The 14,436-nt window shown below is 64.9% G+C and carries 11 protein-coding genes; 3 read left to right on the top strand and 8 right to left on the bottom strand.

From position 1 onward, the window contains the following. The first annotated feature begins 89 nt into the window (after positions 1–89). Entirely contained in the window at positions 90–4,991 is a 4,902-nt protein-coding gene (locus tag ACIPW4_RS08035) for an alpha-2-macroglobulin family protein (protein ID WP_400656515.1), read from the top strand. A 151-nt stretch (positions 4,992–5,142) separates the two neighbouring features. Here ACIPW4_RS08035 and ACIPW4_RS08030 read toward each other — a convergent pair whose 3' ends face one another. Next, positions 5,143–5,436 (bottom strand): hypothetical protein, encoded by a 294-nt coding sequence (locus ACIPW4_RS08030; protein WP_400656513.1) that lies wholly within the window; start codon positions 5,434–5,436, stop codon positions 5,143–5,145. Positions 5,437–5,513: 77 nt separating this feature from the next. Between ACIPW4_RS08030 and pbpC the strand changes: the two genes are divergently transcribed. Together pbpC and ACIPW4_RS08020 are read left to right on the top strand one after the other, a co-directional pair. Next, entirely contained in the window at positions 5,514–7,868 is a 2,355-nt protein-coding gene (gene pbpC / locus ACIPW4_RS08025; RefSeq protein WP_400656512.1) for a peptidoglycan glycosyltransferase PbpC, read from the top strand. Between the two features lie 92 nt (positions 7,869–7,960). Then, on the top strand, positions 7,961–9,622 hold the full coding sequence (locus ACIPW4_RS08020; RefSeq protein ID WP_400656510.1) for a ShlB/FhaC/HecB family hemolysin secretion/activation protein: 1,662 nt from the start codon (positions 7,961–7,963) through the stop codon (positions 9,620–9,622). 64 nt (positions 9,623–9,686) lie between these two features. Here the strand turns inward: ACIPW4_RS08020 and ACIPW4_RS08015 are convergent, their stop codons facing one another. From ACIPW4_RS08015 to ACIPW4_RS07985, 7 genes are all read right to left on the bottom strand, one after another. Continuing rightward, entirely contained in the window at positions 9,687–10,436 is a 750-nt protein-coding gene (locus ACIPW4_RS08015; RefSeq protein ID WP_400657226.1) for a response regulator transcription factor, read from the bottom strand. A gap of 149 nt (positions 10,437–10,585) precedes the next feature. Then, positions 10,586–11,056 (bottom strand): A24 family peptidase, encoded by a 471-nt coding sequence (locus ACIPW4_RS08010; protein ID WP_400656508.1) that lies wholly within the window; start codon positions 11,054–11,056, stop codon positions 10,586–10,588. A 162-nt stretch (positions 11,057–11,218) separates the two neighbouring features. Then, positions 11,219–11,788, bottom strand: a complete 570-nt coding sequence (locus ACIPW4_RS08005) for a DUF4136 domain-containing protein (RefSeq protein WP_400656506.1) — start codon at positions 11,786–11,788, stop codon at positions 11,219–11,221. Positions 11,789–11,807: 19 nt separating this feature from the next. Then, on the bottom strand, positions 11,808–12,443 hold the full coding sequence (locus ACIPW4_RS08000; protein WP_400656504.1) for a DUF4136 domain-containing protein: 636 nt from the start codon (positions 12,441–12,443) through the stop codon (positions 11,808–11,810). Between the two features lie 23 nt (positions 12,444–12,466). Next, positions 12,467–13,216 carry a methyltransferase domain-containing protein gene (locus ACIPW4_RS07995; protein ID WP_400656502.1) on the bottom strand — a complete coding sequence of 250 codons (750 nt, stop codon included), beginning with the start codon at positions 13,214–13,216 and terminating at the stop codon, positions 12,467–12,469. Then, a complete protein-coding gene (locus ACIPW4_RS07990) occupies positions 13,213–13,518 on the bottom strand; it encodes a MazG-like family protein (protein ID WP_400656501.1) in 306 nt (101 codons plus the stop codon). The genes ACIPW4_RS07995 and ACIPW4_RS07990 overlap by 4 nt, the downstream gene beginning before the upstream one ends. A gap of 65 nt (positions 13,519–13,583) precedes the next feature. Beyond that, complete coding sequence (locus tag ACIPW4_RS07985; RefSeq protein WP_400656499.1) at positions 13,584–14,435, bottom strand: MaoC family dehydratase; 852 nt, start codon at positions 14,433–14,435, stop codon at positions 13,584–13,586. Between the last annotated feature and the right edge of the window lies 1 nt (position 14,436).

Raw genomic sequence — 14,436 nt, 5'->3', positions numbered from 1 at the left:
GGCCACATTGTAACGGCCAGGCAACCAGCCCGCGTCATTGCGCTATAGTTGCTGCCCTCACGTACACGCTGCCAAAGAGTTCCCACTCCATGTTCAACAAAGGATTGTTGCTGGCCTGCGCGCTGGCCTTGCTCAGTGCCTGTGATTCCTCGACGCCGGACAACCCCGCGCCTGCCGAAAAACCAGCCGCGAGCGCTGCACCGGAGGCCCCTGCGGCCAAGCGCGAGGACCCTGCCGTCCTCGCCAAGCGCTACGAGGGGCGAGAGCTCAGCGTGCTGGACGTCTCGGAAGTGCAGCTCGACGGCGCCAGCACCCTGTCGCTCAGTTTCTCGGCACCGCTGGACGCCAACCAGAACTTCGCCGCCAAGCTGCACCTGGTGGATACCGTCAAAGGCAAGGTCGACGGCGCCTGGGAACTCTCCGACAACCAGATGGAGTTGCGCCTGCGCCATCTGGAACCGCAGCGCAAACTGGTGCTGACCGTCGACAAGGGCCTGCTGGCCGTCAATGGCAACACGCTCGCCAGCGAATCGGTAAGCCGCCTGGAAACCCGCGACATGCAAGCCACGGTCGGCTTCGCCAGCCGCGGTTCTTTGCTGCCTACGCGCCTGGCCGAAGGGCTGCCGGTGATCGCACTGAACGTTGCCAAGGTCGATGTCGAATTTTTCCGGGTCAAGCCAGAAATGCTCTCGACCTTCCTCGCCAGCTGGGGCCGCAACAGCAGCCTGTACTACTACCAGTCCAAGGAAACCCTGGACATGGCCGAGCTGGTCTACAGCGGCCGTTTCGACCTCAATCCGGCACGCAACACCCGTGAGACCGTGCTGCTGCCGATTGCCGGTATCAAACCGTTGCAGGCGCCAGGTGTGTACCTGGCAGTGATGCGTGCCTCGGGTACCTATGATTACTCGCAGCCGGCGACATTGTTCACCCTCAGTGACATTGGCGTGTCCGCCCACCGCTACCGTGACCGCCTGGACGTGTTCGCCCAGGCCCTGGAGGGAGGCAAGGCACTGAAGGACGTCAACCTCGAGCTGCATGACGAAAAGGGCAAGTTGCTGGCCCAGGCCAAGACCGATGGCGCCGGCCATGCCCAGCTGCCGATCACGGCCAAGGCCGACACCCTGATCGCCACCCAGGGCGTGCACACCACCCTGCTGCGCCTGAACACCGCAGCCCTGGACCTGGCCGAGTTCGACATCACCGGCCCCCAGGCCAACCCGTTGCAGTTCTTCATTTTCGGCCCGCGCGACCTCTACCGCCCGGGTGAAACGGTGCTGCTCAACGGCTTGCTGCGCGATCAGGATGGCAAGCCGGTCAAGGCCCAGCCGGTCAGTGTGGAAGTGCGTCGCCCGGATGAGCAGGTCAGCCGCAAGTTCGTCTGGGAGGCAGACGCCAATGGCTTGTACCAGTATCAACTGCAACTGGCCACGGAAGCCCCGACCGGCCGCTGGCAATTGCTGCTCGACCTCGGTGGCGGCCGCAAGCAGGTCTACGAATTCCTCGTCGAAGACTTCCTTCCCGAGCGCCTGGCTCTTGAACTCAAGGGTAGCGACACGCCGCTGTCACCTGAGGAAAGTGCACGTATCCAGGTCAATGGCCGCTACCTCTACGGTGCTCCGGCTGCCGGCAACCGCCTGAGCGGCCAGGCCTATGTGCGCCCGCTGCGTGAAGCGGTACCGGCATTGCCAGGCTACCAGTTCGGCTCGGTCACCGAGACCGAGCTGACCCAGGACCTGGAACTCGACGAGGTAACCCTCGACCAGGCCGGCAAGGCGGTGGTCGATATCGAGAGCCGCTGGGCCGAAGCACGTTCGCCATTGCAGTTGACCGTTCAGGCCAGCCTGCAGGAGTCCGGTGGCCGGCCGATCACCCGCCGGCTGGAGCAACCGATCTGGCCAGCCGAGCGCCTGCCTGGCCTGCGCGGCCTGTTCGACGGCGAGGAAACCGACAGCGATGGCCCGGTGGAATTCGAATTCCTCGTGGCCGACCGCGCGGGTAACAAGCTCGCTGCCAACGACCTGAAAGTGCGCCTGATCCGCGAGCGCCGTGACTACTACTGGAACTACTCGCAGAGCGATGGCTGGAGCTACAACTACAACGAGAAATTCCTCACCCAGAGCGAGGAGACCCTGACCGTCAAGGCCGGCTCCACCGCCAAGATGAGCTTCCAGGTGGAATGGGGGCCGTATCGCGTCGAGGTGGAGGACCCCGAGACCGGGTTGGTTTCCAGCGAGCGCTTCTGGGCCGGTTACCGCGCCCAGGACAACGCCGAAGGCGGCGCGGTGCGACCAGACCAGGTGAAGCTGGCGCTGGACCAGCCGGCCTATGCCGATGGCGCCACCGCCAAGGTCACCGTCACCCCGCCAGCGGCCGGCAGCGGCTACCTGATGATCGAGTCCAGCGATGGCCCGCTGTGGTGGCAGGAAATCGAGGTGCCCGCCGAGGGCAAGACCTTCGATGTGCAGCTGGACAAACAGTGGGCGCGCCACGACCTGTACATCAGCGCGCTGGTGATCCGCCCGGGAGAGCGCAAGGCCAATGCCACGCCCAAGCGCGCCGTCGGTGTGCTGCACCTGCCGCTGGCACGTGCCGAGCGCAAGCTCGCGCTCAGCCTGCAGGCGCCGGACAAGATGCGGCCCAAACAGCCGCTGACGGTGAAGATCAAAGCCGCCAATGCCGACGGCAGCGTGCCGAAGCAGGTGCATGTGCTACTGTCAGCAGTCGATGTGGGCATCCTCAACATCACCGACTTCAAGACCCCCGATCCGTTCGCCAGCCTGTTCGGCCGCAAGGCCTATGGCGCTGACCAGCTGGATATCTACGGCCAGCTGATCGAAGCCGGCCAGGGCCGCCTGGCAAGCCTGGCCTTCGGCGGTGACGCGGCGATGGCCAAGGGTGGCAAGCGCCCCAACACCACGGTGACCATCGTAGCCCGGCAAAGCCTGCCGGTGACCCTGAATGATCAGGGTGAAGGGGAGGCGACCGTCGATATTCCCGACTTCAATGGCGAGTTGCGGCTGATGGCCCAGGCCTGGACCGACGAGCATTTCGGCATGGCCGAGGGCAAGACGGTGGTGGCCGCGCCGCTGATCGCCGAGCTATCGGCGCCGCGCTTCCTGGCCGGTGGCGACCGCACCAGCCTGGCGCTTGACCTGGCCAACCTGTCGGGGCGTGCCCAGCAACTGAGCGTCGAGGTCACTACCGATGGCCAGCTGAGCCTGGCCGCAAATGCCCAGCAGAACGTCGCCCTGGCCGAAGGCCAGCGCAGTACCCTTCTGATCCCGGTGCAGGCCCTCGGTGGCCTGGGGCAGGGCAAGGTGCATGTACGGGTCAATGGCCTGCAATTGCCTGGCGAGCCGGCAACAACCTTCGAGCGCGAGTGGACCCTGGGCGTTCGTCCGGCTTACCCGGCAATGCTCAAGCACTACCGCGTGGCGCTCAAGGACCAGCCATGGACGTTGCCGGAAGCTGATCTGGCGACCTTCGAACCGGCTGGCCTGGAAGCCAGCCTGGCGCTGTCGAGCCGCCCACCGCTGAACCTGGCCGAACAGATCCGCGCCCTCGAAGCCTACCCGTACGGCTGCCTGGAGCAGACCACCAGCGGCCTGTACCCATCGTTGTACGCCGATACCGAAAGCCTCGAGCGCCTGGGCATCAAGGGTGAACCGGCCGAGGTGCGCAAGCGCAAGATCGAGATGGGCATCGAGCACCTGCTGGGCATGCAGCGCTACAACGGCAGCTTCGGCCTGTGGAGCTCGGACAGCGAAGAGGAGTACTGGCTGACCGCCTATGTCACCGACTTCCTGCTGCGTGCCCGCGACCAGGGTTACGGCGTGCCGGCCGAAGCCTTGAAGAAGGCCAATGAGCGCTTGCTGCGCTACCTGCAGGAGCGCAACCTGATCGAAGTCGACTACAGCGAAAATGCCGAGCACACCCGCTTTGCCGTGCAAGCCTACGCCGCGCTGGTGCTCTCGCGCAGCCAGCAGGCACCGCTGGGCGCCCTGCGCAGCCTGTTCGAGCGCCGCGCCGATGCCCGCTCCGGCCTGCCGCTGGTGCAACTGGCGGTGGCGCTGGACGCCATGGGCGACAAGCCGCGCGCCGAGCAGGCGCTGCAAGCAGGGCTGGGCATCAGCCGCAGCAAGGGCTGGATGGCCGACTATGGCAGCAGCTTGCGCGACCAGGCGCTGATCCTGGCGCTGCTGCAGGAGAGCAAACTGGCCAGCAGCCAGGTCGATCAGCGCTTGTTCGCCCTGTCGGATGAGCTGGCGGCCAACCGCTGGTTGTCGACCCAGGAGCGCAACGCTTTGTATCTGGCAGGCCGTGGCCTGCTGGGCAAGCCGGAAGCACCGTGGAAGGCGCGCCTGGACAGTGCCGGTGAGGTGCGTGAGTTCAACAATGCCCAAGCAGGCATGAAGCTCGAAGGGCCGTTGCTGGCCTCGCCGCTGAGCGTGCAGAACGAAGGCAGTGAAACGCTCTACCAGCAATTGACCCTGTCGGGTTATCCACGTCAGGCGCCTGCTGCGGGTGGCAATGGCATGGAAATCCGCCGCGAGTACCTGGACATGAACGGTCAGACGCTAGACCTGCACAACCTGCGTAGCGGCGACCTGGTACTGGTGCACCTGGCACTCAAGGCCACCGATCGCGTGCCCGATGCCCTGGTGGTCGACCTGCTGCCGGCGGGCCTGGAGCTGGAGAACCAGAACCTGGCCCAGAGCGCCGCCAGCCTGGACAACGCCAGCAGCGCGGTGAAGCAGTGGCGCGAGTCGATGCAGAACGCCAGCGTGGTGCACCAGGAATACCGTGATGACCGTTACGTGGCAGCCCTCAAGCTCGACGGCTATGGCACCACGCACCTGTTGTACCTGGCGCGTGCGGTAACGCCGGGCACCTACCGGGTGCCGCCGCCGCAGGTAGAGTCGATGTACCGGCCGAACTTGCAGGCGGTGGGGGATGGGCAGGGCGAGATGACAGTCAAGTCGCGTTGAAGGCTGATGCGGACTTTGTGGGAGCGGCCTTGTGTCGCGAAAGGGCTGCATAGCAGCCCCGGCAATTTCATCTGCCTTGCTGAGATCTGGGGGCGCTTCGCACCCCTTTCGCGACGCAAGGCCGCTCCCACAGAAAAGCAACCCAGCTACTTCAGTGAATGACCCAGCTCATCACCCAGAGACCAAGCACCAGCCAGATGATCCCGAGGATGATCGAGGCGCGCATGAAGGCGCGGATTGCCGAGTACAGCAGCACCAGCCCGATGATCAGGGCAAGGATGCTGACCAGCGAGGTGTCCATGCCCAGTGTGCGTGCCAGGCCATCGATGAAATTGCCCCCGGCGTTGGCCAGCAGGTTGAACAGGCCGCTCAAGGCGTCGACGATGAAGCGGATCAACGACCCCAGTGCCTGACCAAGCCACTCGAAAAAACCTTCTACATGCATAGTTGCTTCCTGATGAACGAATCGGCACGTTTGCCGTTCCCAAGCCTTTGGCCATCACCTGGCCAGGTCGGTTCCCGATGCCAAGCTTAGCCCGGCCGCGCACCCGAGCGGGAAGGGTTGTGCGCGCTGGCGTGATCGGTGTGCTGTTGCTGCTCGGGCTGCTATGGCTGGCCGACCGCATCTGGCCATTGCCGATGCCGGGCAATGACCTGGCGCGGGTGGTGCTGGCCGAGGACGGCACGCCGCTGTGGCGCTTTGCCGATGCCGATGGCGTATGGCGCTACCCGGTAAACCCGGAAGAGGTTTCGCCACTGTACCTGCAGGCCCTGCTGACCTACGAGGACCGCTGGTTCTACCGCCACCCGGGGGTCAACCCGCTGGCGCTGGCGCGCGCAGCCTGGCTCAACCTGCGCGGCGGGCGGGTGGTGTCTGGCGGCAGCACGCTTTCGATGCAGGTAGCGCGCCTGCTGGACCCGCACGACCGCACTCTGGCCGGCAAGCTGAAGCAGCTGTGGCGTACGGCGCAGCTGGAATGGCACCTGTCCAAGCGCGAGATCCTGCAGATCTACCTGAACCGTGCCCCGTTCGGCGGTACCTTGCAGGGCGTTGCCGCCGCCAGCTGGGCTTATCTGGGCAAGTCGCCGCAACACCTGACACCCGCCGAGGCTGCCCTGCTGGCGGTATTGCCACAGGCACCGAGCCGCTTGCGCCCAGACCGCCATCCGGCACGTGCCCAGCGTGCGCGCGACAAGGTGCTGCAGCGACTGGGCGAATATCGGGTATGGCCGGCGCAACAACTCAAGGAGGCTGCCGAAGAGCCGCTGTTGCTGGCTCCGCGTCAGGAACCGGCGCTGGCACCCCTGCTGGCGCGTCGGCTGAACACCCCTGACAGTCCGACATTGATCCGCACCACCCTCGACGCCTCGCTGCAACGGCGCCTCGAAGACTTGCTGCTGGGGTGGCGTGCGCGCCTGCCGGAACGCACCTCGGCGGCGATCCTGGTGGTCGAGGCGCAGAGCATGGCCGTGCGCGCCTACCTTGGCTCGGTCGACTTGAGTGACGCGCGTCGCTTTGGCCATGTCGACATGGTCCGTTCACTGCGCTCGCCAGGCTCGACGCTCAAGCCGTTCCTTTACGGCCTGGCCCTGGATGACGGCCTGATCCACTCCGAATCACTGCTGCAGGATGTGCCGCGGCGCTACGGCGACTATCGCCCCGGTAATTTCTCCATGGGTTTCAGCGGCCCGGTGTCCGCCAGTTCGGCGCTGGCGCTGTCGCTCAACCTGCCGGCGGTGCAATTGCTCGAGGCCTATGGGCCCAAGCGTTTTGCCGCGCAGTTGCGCATGGCCGGCGTGCCACTGGCGCTGCCGCCACTTGCCGAACCCAACCTGGCATTGATTCTGGGCGGTGCCGGTAGCCGTCTGGAGGACCTGGTGGGCGGTTATGCGGCCTTGGCCCGGGGCGGCAACAGCGCCCAGGTTCGCCTGCAACCTCAGGACCCGCTGCTGGAGCGGCGGCTGATGTCGCCGGGCGCGGCCTGGATCATCCGGCGCATCCTCAGTGGCCAGGCACGGCCCGACCGCGACCCGCATGCCGAACTGGTGCAGCGCCCGCAGCTGGCCTGGAAGACCGGCACCAGCTATGGCTTTCGCGATGCCTGGTCGATCGGCGTAGGGCCGCGCTACCTGATCGGCGTGTGGATCGGTCGCCCCGATGGCACGCCGGTACCCGGGCAGTTCGGCCTGGCTTCGGCGGCCCCGCTGATGCTGCAGGTGCATGACGTGCTGAGCAACCGCGACAGCCAGCGGGGCATCCGCGTACCGGTGGAGCGCGTGCCCGAAAGCGTCGGCGTGGCGGCCATCTGCTGGCCGCTGGGCCAGCCCATGAACCGACAGGACCCGAACTGCCGGCGTCAGCGCTTTGCCTGGACCCTCGACGGCACGACGCCGCCGACCCTGCAGGCTGCCGATCAGCCGCTTGGGCTGGGGTTGCGCGAAAGTATCTGGGTCAATGCCCGGGGCCTGCGCGTGGACGGAAGCTGCCCCGGTGCCAAAGCGCGCGAAATCGCTTTGTGGCCAGCACCGCTGGAGCCTTGGTTGCCACGGGTCGAACGGCGTTCAGCGCGGCTGCCGGCGGTGGACCCGAGCTGCCCGCCACAGGTACCGGCCAGTGCGCCGCCGCTTTCCATCGTCGGCGTGCGCCCCGGCGACAACCTGCGGCGCCCGGCCACCAGTAGCGAACCCTTGCAGTTGCGTGTGTCTGCCCTTGGTGGCGGTGGGCGCCGCTGGTGGTTCCTCAATGGTCAGCCGCTAGGTGAAAGCGAGGGGCAGGAAAGCGTGCTGGTGCGCTTCGAACAGGTCGGGCAGTTCGAGCTCAGTGCCCTGGACGAAAGCGGCGAAACGGCGCGGGTGGCGTTTCAGGTCAACGAGTAGGCGTTCGACGTTTACCGGGGCAACACCTACGCTTGCAGGTGACGGGTGAGGCCGGCCGACGCCCCGGTGCCCAAGGGATTGTGGAGCGTCCTATGCGTCTTCTGCTGATGCCCCTGTGGCTGTCGCCCTGGGCCAGCCTGGTGATCGCCGGGCCCTTGCCAGCGTTTCTCGATGGCCATGAATACGAACGCCGCCTGCCCAGCGCGAATCTGCCGATCGGGGCTTATCGGCCACTTGCCCAGAGCCTGCAGTTGAGGCCACCCGCGGCGGCTCCCGATACACTGCCCTTGCGAACGCGCTTCGTGCTGCACAAGGTGCGCTTCGAGGGCGGTACGGTCTACCCATTGAGCGAGTTGCGCGAGCACTACCAGCCTTTGCTCGGCCGCGAGGTGAGTGTCGGCGAGCTGCAACAGTTCACCGCACGCCTCACCCGGCGCTACCAGCGTGACGGCTACCTGCTTTCCCGGGCCTACCTGCCTGACCAGGACTTTGCCGATGGTCGTGTGCATGTCGTGTTGGTCGAAGGGTATATCCACGACGTTCATCGCGAAGGGGATATCGGGCCCGCTGGCGCTTACCTCGACCAGCTGCTGGAGCGCCTGCAGGCGGAACGCCCGCTGACCCGGGCGACGCTCGAGCGGTTCATCGGCCTTGCCCAGCGTATCCCCGGCGTGACGCTGCAGGCCGATCTGAGCCAGGTCGAGCCAAGTGATGAAGACACGCGGCTTACGGTCAATGCCTTGCGCAAGCCCTTCGATGCGGCTGTCACCCTCGGCGATGGCAGCCGCGATGGCCTGCAGGGGCTATTCAAGGTGACCAGCAATGCCCAGACCCGCTGGGCCGAACAGTTGACGGCCAGCGTGCTGCTGCCGCCAGGGGATGACCATAGCCATTATCAGCGCCTCGATTACAGTCAGCATCTGGATGCACAAGGCAGCCAACTGCTGCTTTCGGCCGCTCGCTACCGCAGCGAACCGCGCACGCCTGTGCCTTTGAAGCAGGGTTCACCGTTTTACCAGCGGATTGAAAGCGAGCGCTACGCGATCGGGCTTGGCCAGCCGGTTGTCGTCACGCCGGATGAATGGCTGGCGGTTTCAGGGCATGTGTATTCGGTCAGTGAGCACAATGAAGATGGCTCTGCTGGCCTCGGGCGCAACGATACCTACGTGCGCGCACTGTCGTTCGAAGGCGATTGGCGCAAGGTACAGAGCGGGCGGCTACGCCTGGTCAGCGCCGGGGTGTATCAGGGGCTGGATTATCTGGGCGCTCGCAGCGATGCCGACTACGACATGGACTTCCTGCGCTTTCGCGTGGCCGGGTTGCAGAGCGACCAGCTGTTCCAGCGCTGGCAGGGCGTGTTGTCGGGCGCCTTGTACTGGACGGATGACCGGCTGCCCGACAGTGAGCGAGCGGTATTCGGCGGGCAGCACTTCGGCCATGGCTACCCACAGGACCAGGCCGCAGGGGACAAGGGCTGGGGCGTGGCCTACGAGCTGAACTACAGCATCCAGCCTGGTGCGGGTCGGGTCAGGCTGGTGCAGCCCTATGCGCTGCTGGATGCCGCACAGACCTGGTACAACAGTGGGCCATTCGAGGATGCCAGGATGCGTTCGGTCGCATTGGGGGTGCGGCTTGGGGATGGACGATACGGCAATGTGGCTCTGGAGGTGGCCAAGCCGCTGGCGGATGTGGCGCTCGACAGCATGAATCGAGCGCCGCGCTGGGTGATGACCTTCAGCTATTCGCTGGAGTGACAGCCCGCTCCCACAGAGGTCGCGTCGCGCATGTAAATTGCGTTCTGGGTGTGACAGTGCGTATTCAGTGCGTGGTAAACCGCTGATGCACGGGTGAGGAACTCGGCGTCAACGCCAACGCCAGCTGTGTGCGGTTGTGCATGTGGGTCAGGCGCAACACCTGCGACACGTACAACTTCACGGTGTTTTCGGTGATGCCCAGTTCACAGGCAATCTGGTAGTTGGTCTTGCCCTTGCTCACCAGCCGGGCCACTTCCAGTTGCCGTGGGGAGAGTTTTTCGAACGCTGCAGGCAGCTCGCCTTCAACCTCTTCGACAACATCGGTCGCACGGCGGTGGACGCCCTGGCCGCGGGCCTTCTCCAGGTCCTGATAAAGTTCGTCGATCGAGCCGGCCAGGTCCTGAAGGCGCTGGTTGAGGTTGCCCAGGTCCTGCAGGTTGGCCTTGCGCTCCAGCAGCACCTGCTCCTGCCGGCGCACGCCTTCGAGCAGCTCGTCGAGGTCCATGGGCTTCTGGTAGTAATCGGCGAAACCTTCGCGCAGCGCACGGATCACGTCCTGCTTGTTGGCCCGCCCGGTGAGCATGATCGCTTCGAACATGCGCTGGTGCCCGGCAATGTCCTTCAGCGCGCGAACCAGCTCGATGCCATCGCGTCCGGGCATGTGCAGGTCGCACAGCACCAGGCCAATGCCTTGATCAGCTACGAAACGTTCGATGGCTTCGTCGGTGGAGTGGGCCCCGGCACAGTGGTGGCCCCTGCTTTCGAGAAATTCACATAACTGTTCGACGATCAGTGGCTGGTCATCTACGACCATGACTTTCACGTCACTCAATGGCTTGTTCACGATCAACTCCCTGTTCGTAAGCGGCCCTGCTCCCGGGCCAGACGCTCTGGCAGCTTAAAAATAGACGCTCCTCGCGATTCTGTACAAGTTACGTACAAGTGATCGGACAACAGAAATGATCATTGGATCCATACGGCCGTCAGCAGAAAGCCCGCCAATACGTACGGGACGAAGGCTTGTTTGTCGCCCATTTCTTCGGTAAGGGTGGCCAGGCGCTTCTTCACTTTGGGGTTGAGCAGCGTCCACAGGCGCCTGCGGGCAAGCAGCCACAGCATTACACTGACGCCAGCACCGATGAAGGTGCCGAGTACATATTGCGGGCTGGTGGCCAGGGCCAGTGCACCCATCAACTTGACGTCGTCGGCACCGAAGCGGCCCAGCATGTAGCCTGGCAGCGTCAGCAGCATGACGATGGCAAGGGCCCAGCCGGCATCGCTGGCATCGGCGCCGATCCAGCTGTGGCCCGTGGCGAACAGCCAGACCAGGGCGCCAGTGGCGGCCCCCAGGGTCAGCACATTGGCAATTTGGCGTTCGCGAATATCTTGTTCAGTGCACAAGGCAAGCCACATCAGGAGGACAATGCTTTGCATCGGCAGGCCGCCTTTTCCATTCGTTGAACACTTCTATCCGGTCAGACAGGTTTCCTACTCAGGGTAGACGCGATCTGACGAACGGGCAGGAAAGGGCGGCAAAAAGGTCGGCGCGGAAACGGCCTGGGATCACAATCTGGCCGTTTCCGTAGTGGGACAGGGCTACTTCACCCGGCCCGGTGGGTAATTGCCGAGCACCTGGGCAACGGTCTTCTGGATTGCACTGTTGCGCTCTTCCGGGCTTGGCGGATAGTTGTTCATGATCTGCTCGGCACTGCCGCGCCAGACCAGCTTGCCGTCCCGGCCATCGAACATGTCGACCTGGATGGTGGCCACCTTGTAGTCGACGCTGCGGGTTTCGTTGTACATCGGCCCGCCCCAGTAACCGTTCCAGTATCCGCCCCAGGCACCGCCATAGTTGGTGGTGATCTGTTGCTGGCGTTGTTCGACGATCAGGTAGGAGCGGATCGTGACATCCGCTTTGGTATTGCCCTGGACGGGGCGCAGGCCGCGCTGGTCAAGCTGGTCGGCGACTGCCGCACGGATGCGTTGCTCGGTCAGGTCGCTTTTGATGCGCGGATCATCCGGGCGATATTGCAGGCCCGGCTCCTGCCATGCCCAACTGCGATAGGCGGCAAAATCGCGGCTGGCGTCGAAATCCTGCTGGACGTTGTTACTCGAGCAGGCGGCGAGCAACAGCGCGAATGACAGTAGAACGAGGCGGTGCAACATGATGGTTCTCCGTTAAGCACTAACTGGGAGGATAGCCGCTCAGCGCCTTGTGAACCGATTCGCGCAAGGCGGTTTCACGATCGCGCGGCGAGCTTCTGTCGCTGCCGCTTTCAGCGCTGGCACTCCATACCGGCTGACCATCGCGGGCATCGAACAGGTCGATGCGCACCACCATCACCTCCACTTCGTAGGTGCGTACGATCGGCACGCTGCCGTAGGCGCCGTATCCGTTGCGATAGCCGCCGAAGCCGACACCACCGTAGGGAGAGGGGCCGTAATAGGGGTCGTAATAGTCATAGTCACGCACCTGGCGCAGGCGCCGTTCCAGGCGCATGTCGGCGCTCACCAGCAAGTCACCGGTGGCGCCCCGGGCAGGGCGCAGGCCATGTTGGTCAAGGGCGCCGCTGACGGCGTCGGCAATTTGTGCCGGGTCGGCATCGGCATTGCCGCCTGGCAACTGACCGCCGCGCCAGCTCCAGCTGCGGTAGCGCCCGTAATCGCGCGGCGCTGCCGGGTAGGCACTGGCGTCGAAGGTATTGGCCGCTTGCGCAGGGGCCGGCGGCAATGGCCGGCTGCTGGCCACGTAGGGGTTGCTGGCCTGGCAGGCGGCCAGGGTGAGCGGCAGCAAAGCCAGGCACAACGAACGGTACGGCATGTTTCCCTCCCGGAGGGGCACAATCAGCGGGGACGGCACATCCAGTGCAGGTAACGGCCGAGCCCGGCGAAGCTTGGGTGACGCCGGTGGGCCAGTTCCATTTCCAGCAGGTCGAGCAGCTCGGCCTTGTCCTGGAACTCCTTGGGCATGTAGTCGTGGAAAACGCGTACGCCACTCTCGCTTTCGACTTCCCACATCACTTCAAGTTGCGCCTTGAGTTCCCGTGGATCAAGCGGTTTCTGCGGGGTCAGGCTCTGCTTTTCACCTTCCAGGCGGTTGCTGCGCAGCTTGCGGAAATGGCCCTTGAGCAAGTTGCGGTAGACCAGCGCGTCGCGGTTGTAGAACGCCAGCGACAGCCAGCCACCTGGGGCGGTCAGCTGATGCAGCACCGGCAAGATGCTTTGCGGTTCGGCCAGCCATTCCAGCACGGCGTGGCACAGCACCAGGTCATACGGCTCGGTGAGCTGGCCCAGCAGGTCTTGCCACGGTGCCTGAATGAACGTAGCGGATTGGCCCGCTTCTGCGAAACGCGCCTGGGCGCCCTCGAGCATCGGTGCGGCGGGTTCGGCCAATGTTACGTCGTGCCCGCGCTGGGCCAGCCACAAGGCCATGTGGCCCAGGCCGGCGCCAATATCGAGCACCCGCAGCGGCCGGTCGGGCAGGGCATCGGCCAGGTCGGCCTGGAGCACCGCCAGGCGGATCGCGCCCTTGGCGCCGCCGTAGATCTTCTCGGCGAAGCGGGTTGCCAGTTCATCGAAGTGACGGTCGTTCATCGCGCGAAACGCCTCTCGCTGTCGGCCAGCTTGGCCCGCACCACCTGCTCCATGTCCAGGCCCAGCTCGCTGCACAGCAGCAACAGGTAAAGGACCACATCGCCGATTTCCTGGCCGGCGTGGGCCAGCTGATCGGTGGGCAGCTGGCGCGATTGGTCTTCGCTCAGCCACTGGAAGATTTCCACCAGCTCGGCCATTTCGACGCTGGCGGCCATGGCCAGGTTCTTCGGGCTGTGGAAGCCGCGCCACTCGTTGTTGTCGCGGATCTGGTGCAGGCGTTCGGTGAGTTCGTGCAGGTTCATCGGGGGTCTCCTAATGCTGCATAGCTTCTGCGCAGGCCCGATGCAAAGCAAGTGCTGACAGGGCGCTAGAGCACGGCCCAGCGCCCGGCCATGTGCAGCAATTCACCATGCCCGTCCAGTCGCAGCTCGCCGGCAGGCCCCGCTTCGCTGGCACTGAGGACGACTTCCGATGGCAAACGCACCGGCTTGCGGAAATCCACTTCGAAGCGGTAGCCACTGTTCGGCATGTGTGTACGCAAGGCTGCCAACGCCATGGCATTGCTCCACATGCCGTGGGCGATGGCCTTGGGGAAGCCGAACAGGCGTGCGCTGGCGGCGCTCAGGTGGATCGGGTTGTAGTCGCCACAGACCTTGGCGTAGCGCCTGCCGATATCACCGTCGGCGTACCAGCGGGTGACTTCGGCCAAGGCGCCGGGCACGTTCTCCCCGGTATCGTCCTGCTGGCCTTGCAGCTTCAGGCCACGTACCAGCATGCGGCTGGTCTCGCGCCAGAGCAGGCCAAGGCCATCCTCGGCCTCGGTGACCAGGTCGAAGGTGCCGCCCTTGGCATGTGCCTGCAGATTTCCGGCATACACCGCAAAGTGCAGACCGTCGATGCCCCCCAGCGGGCGGAGTACGTCGATGCGGTTGTGCAGGTGAACCAGCCCGAGCAACGGGAAGGGGAAGTCGTGGCCGGTCAGCAGCTGCAGTTGCAGGGTGAAGGCCATCACGTGCGGGTAAGTGCCAGGCAAGCGGCCATCGTCGGTGAAGTGGCAGAGTCGGCGGTAGGCCGCCAGGTTGTCGGGCTGCACGCGGAGGAAGCTGCGCAGGCCGACGGCAGGCAGGGTATCGCCGCTGATCTTGCGTTTGCTGGCGGCACGCAGGTACAGGCTGACACGTGAATCCGGGCTGTGCAGGTCTTGCCATTGGCGGTTCATG

This window comes from Pseudomonas sp. NPDC089996 (assembly GCF_044748405.1).
GTDB lineage: Bacteria > Pseudomonadota > Gammaproteobacteria > Pseudomonadales > Pseudomonadaceae > Aquipseudomonas.
The sequence above is the reverse complement of the archived record's forward strand: the minus strand, read 5'-3'. Positions and strand labels throughout refer to the sequence as shown.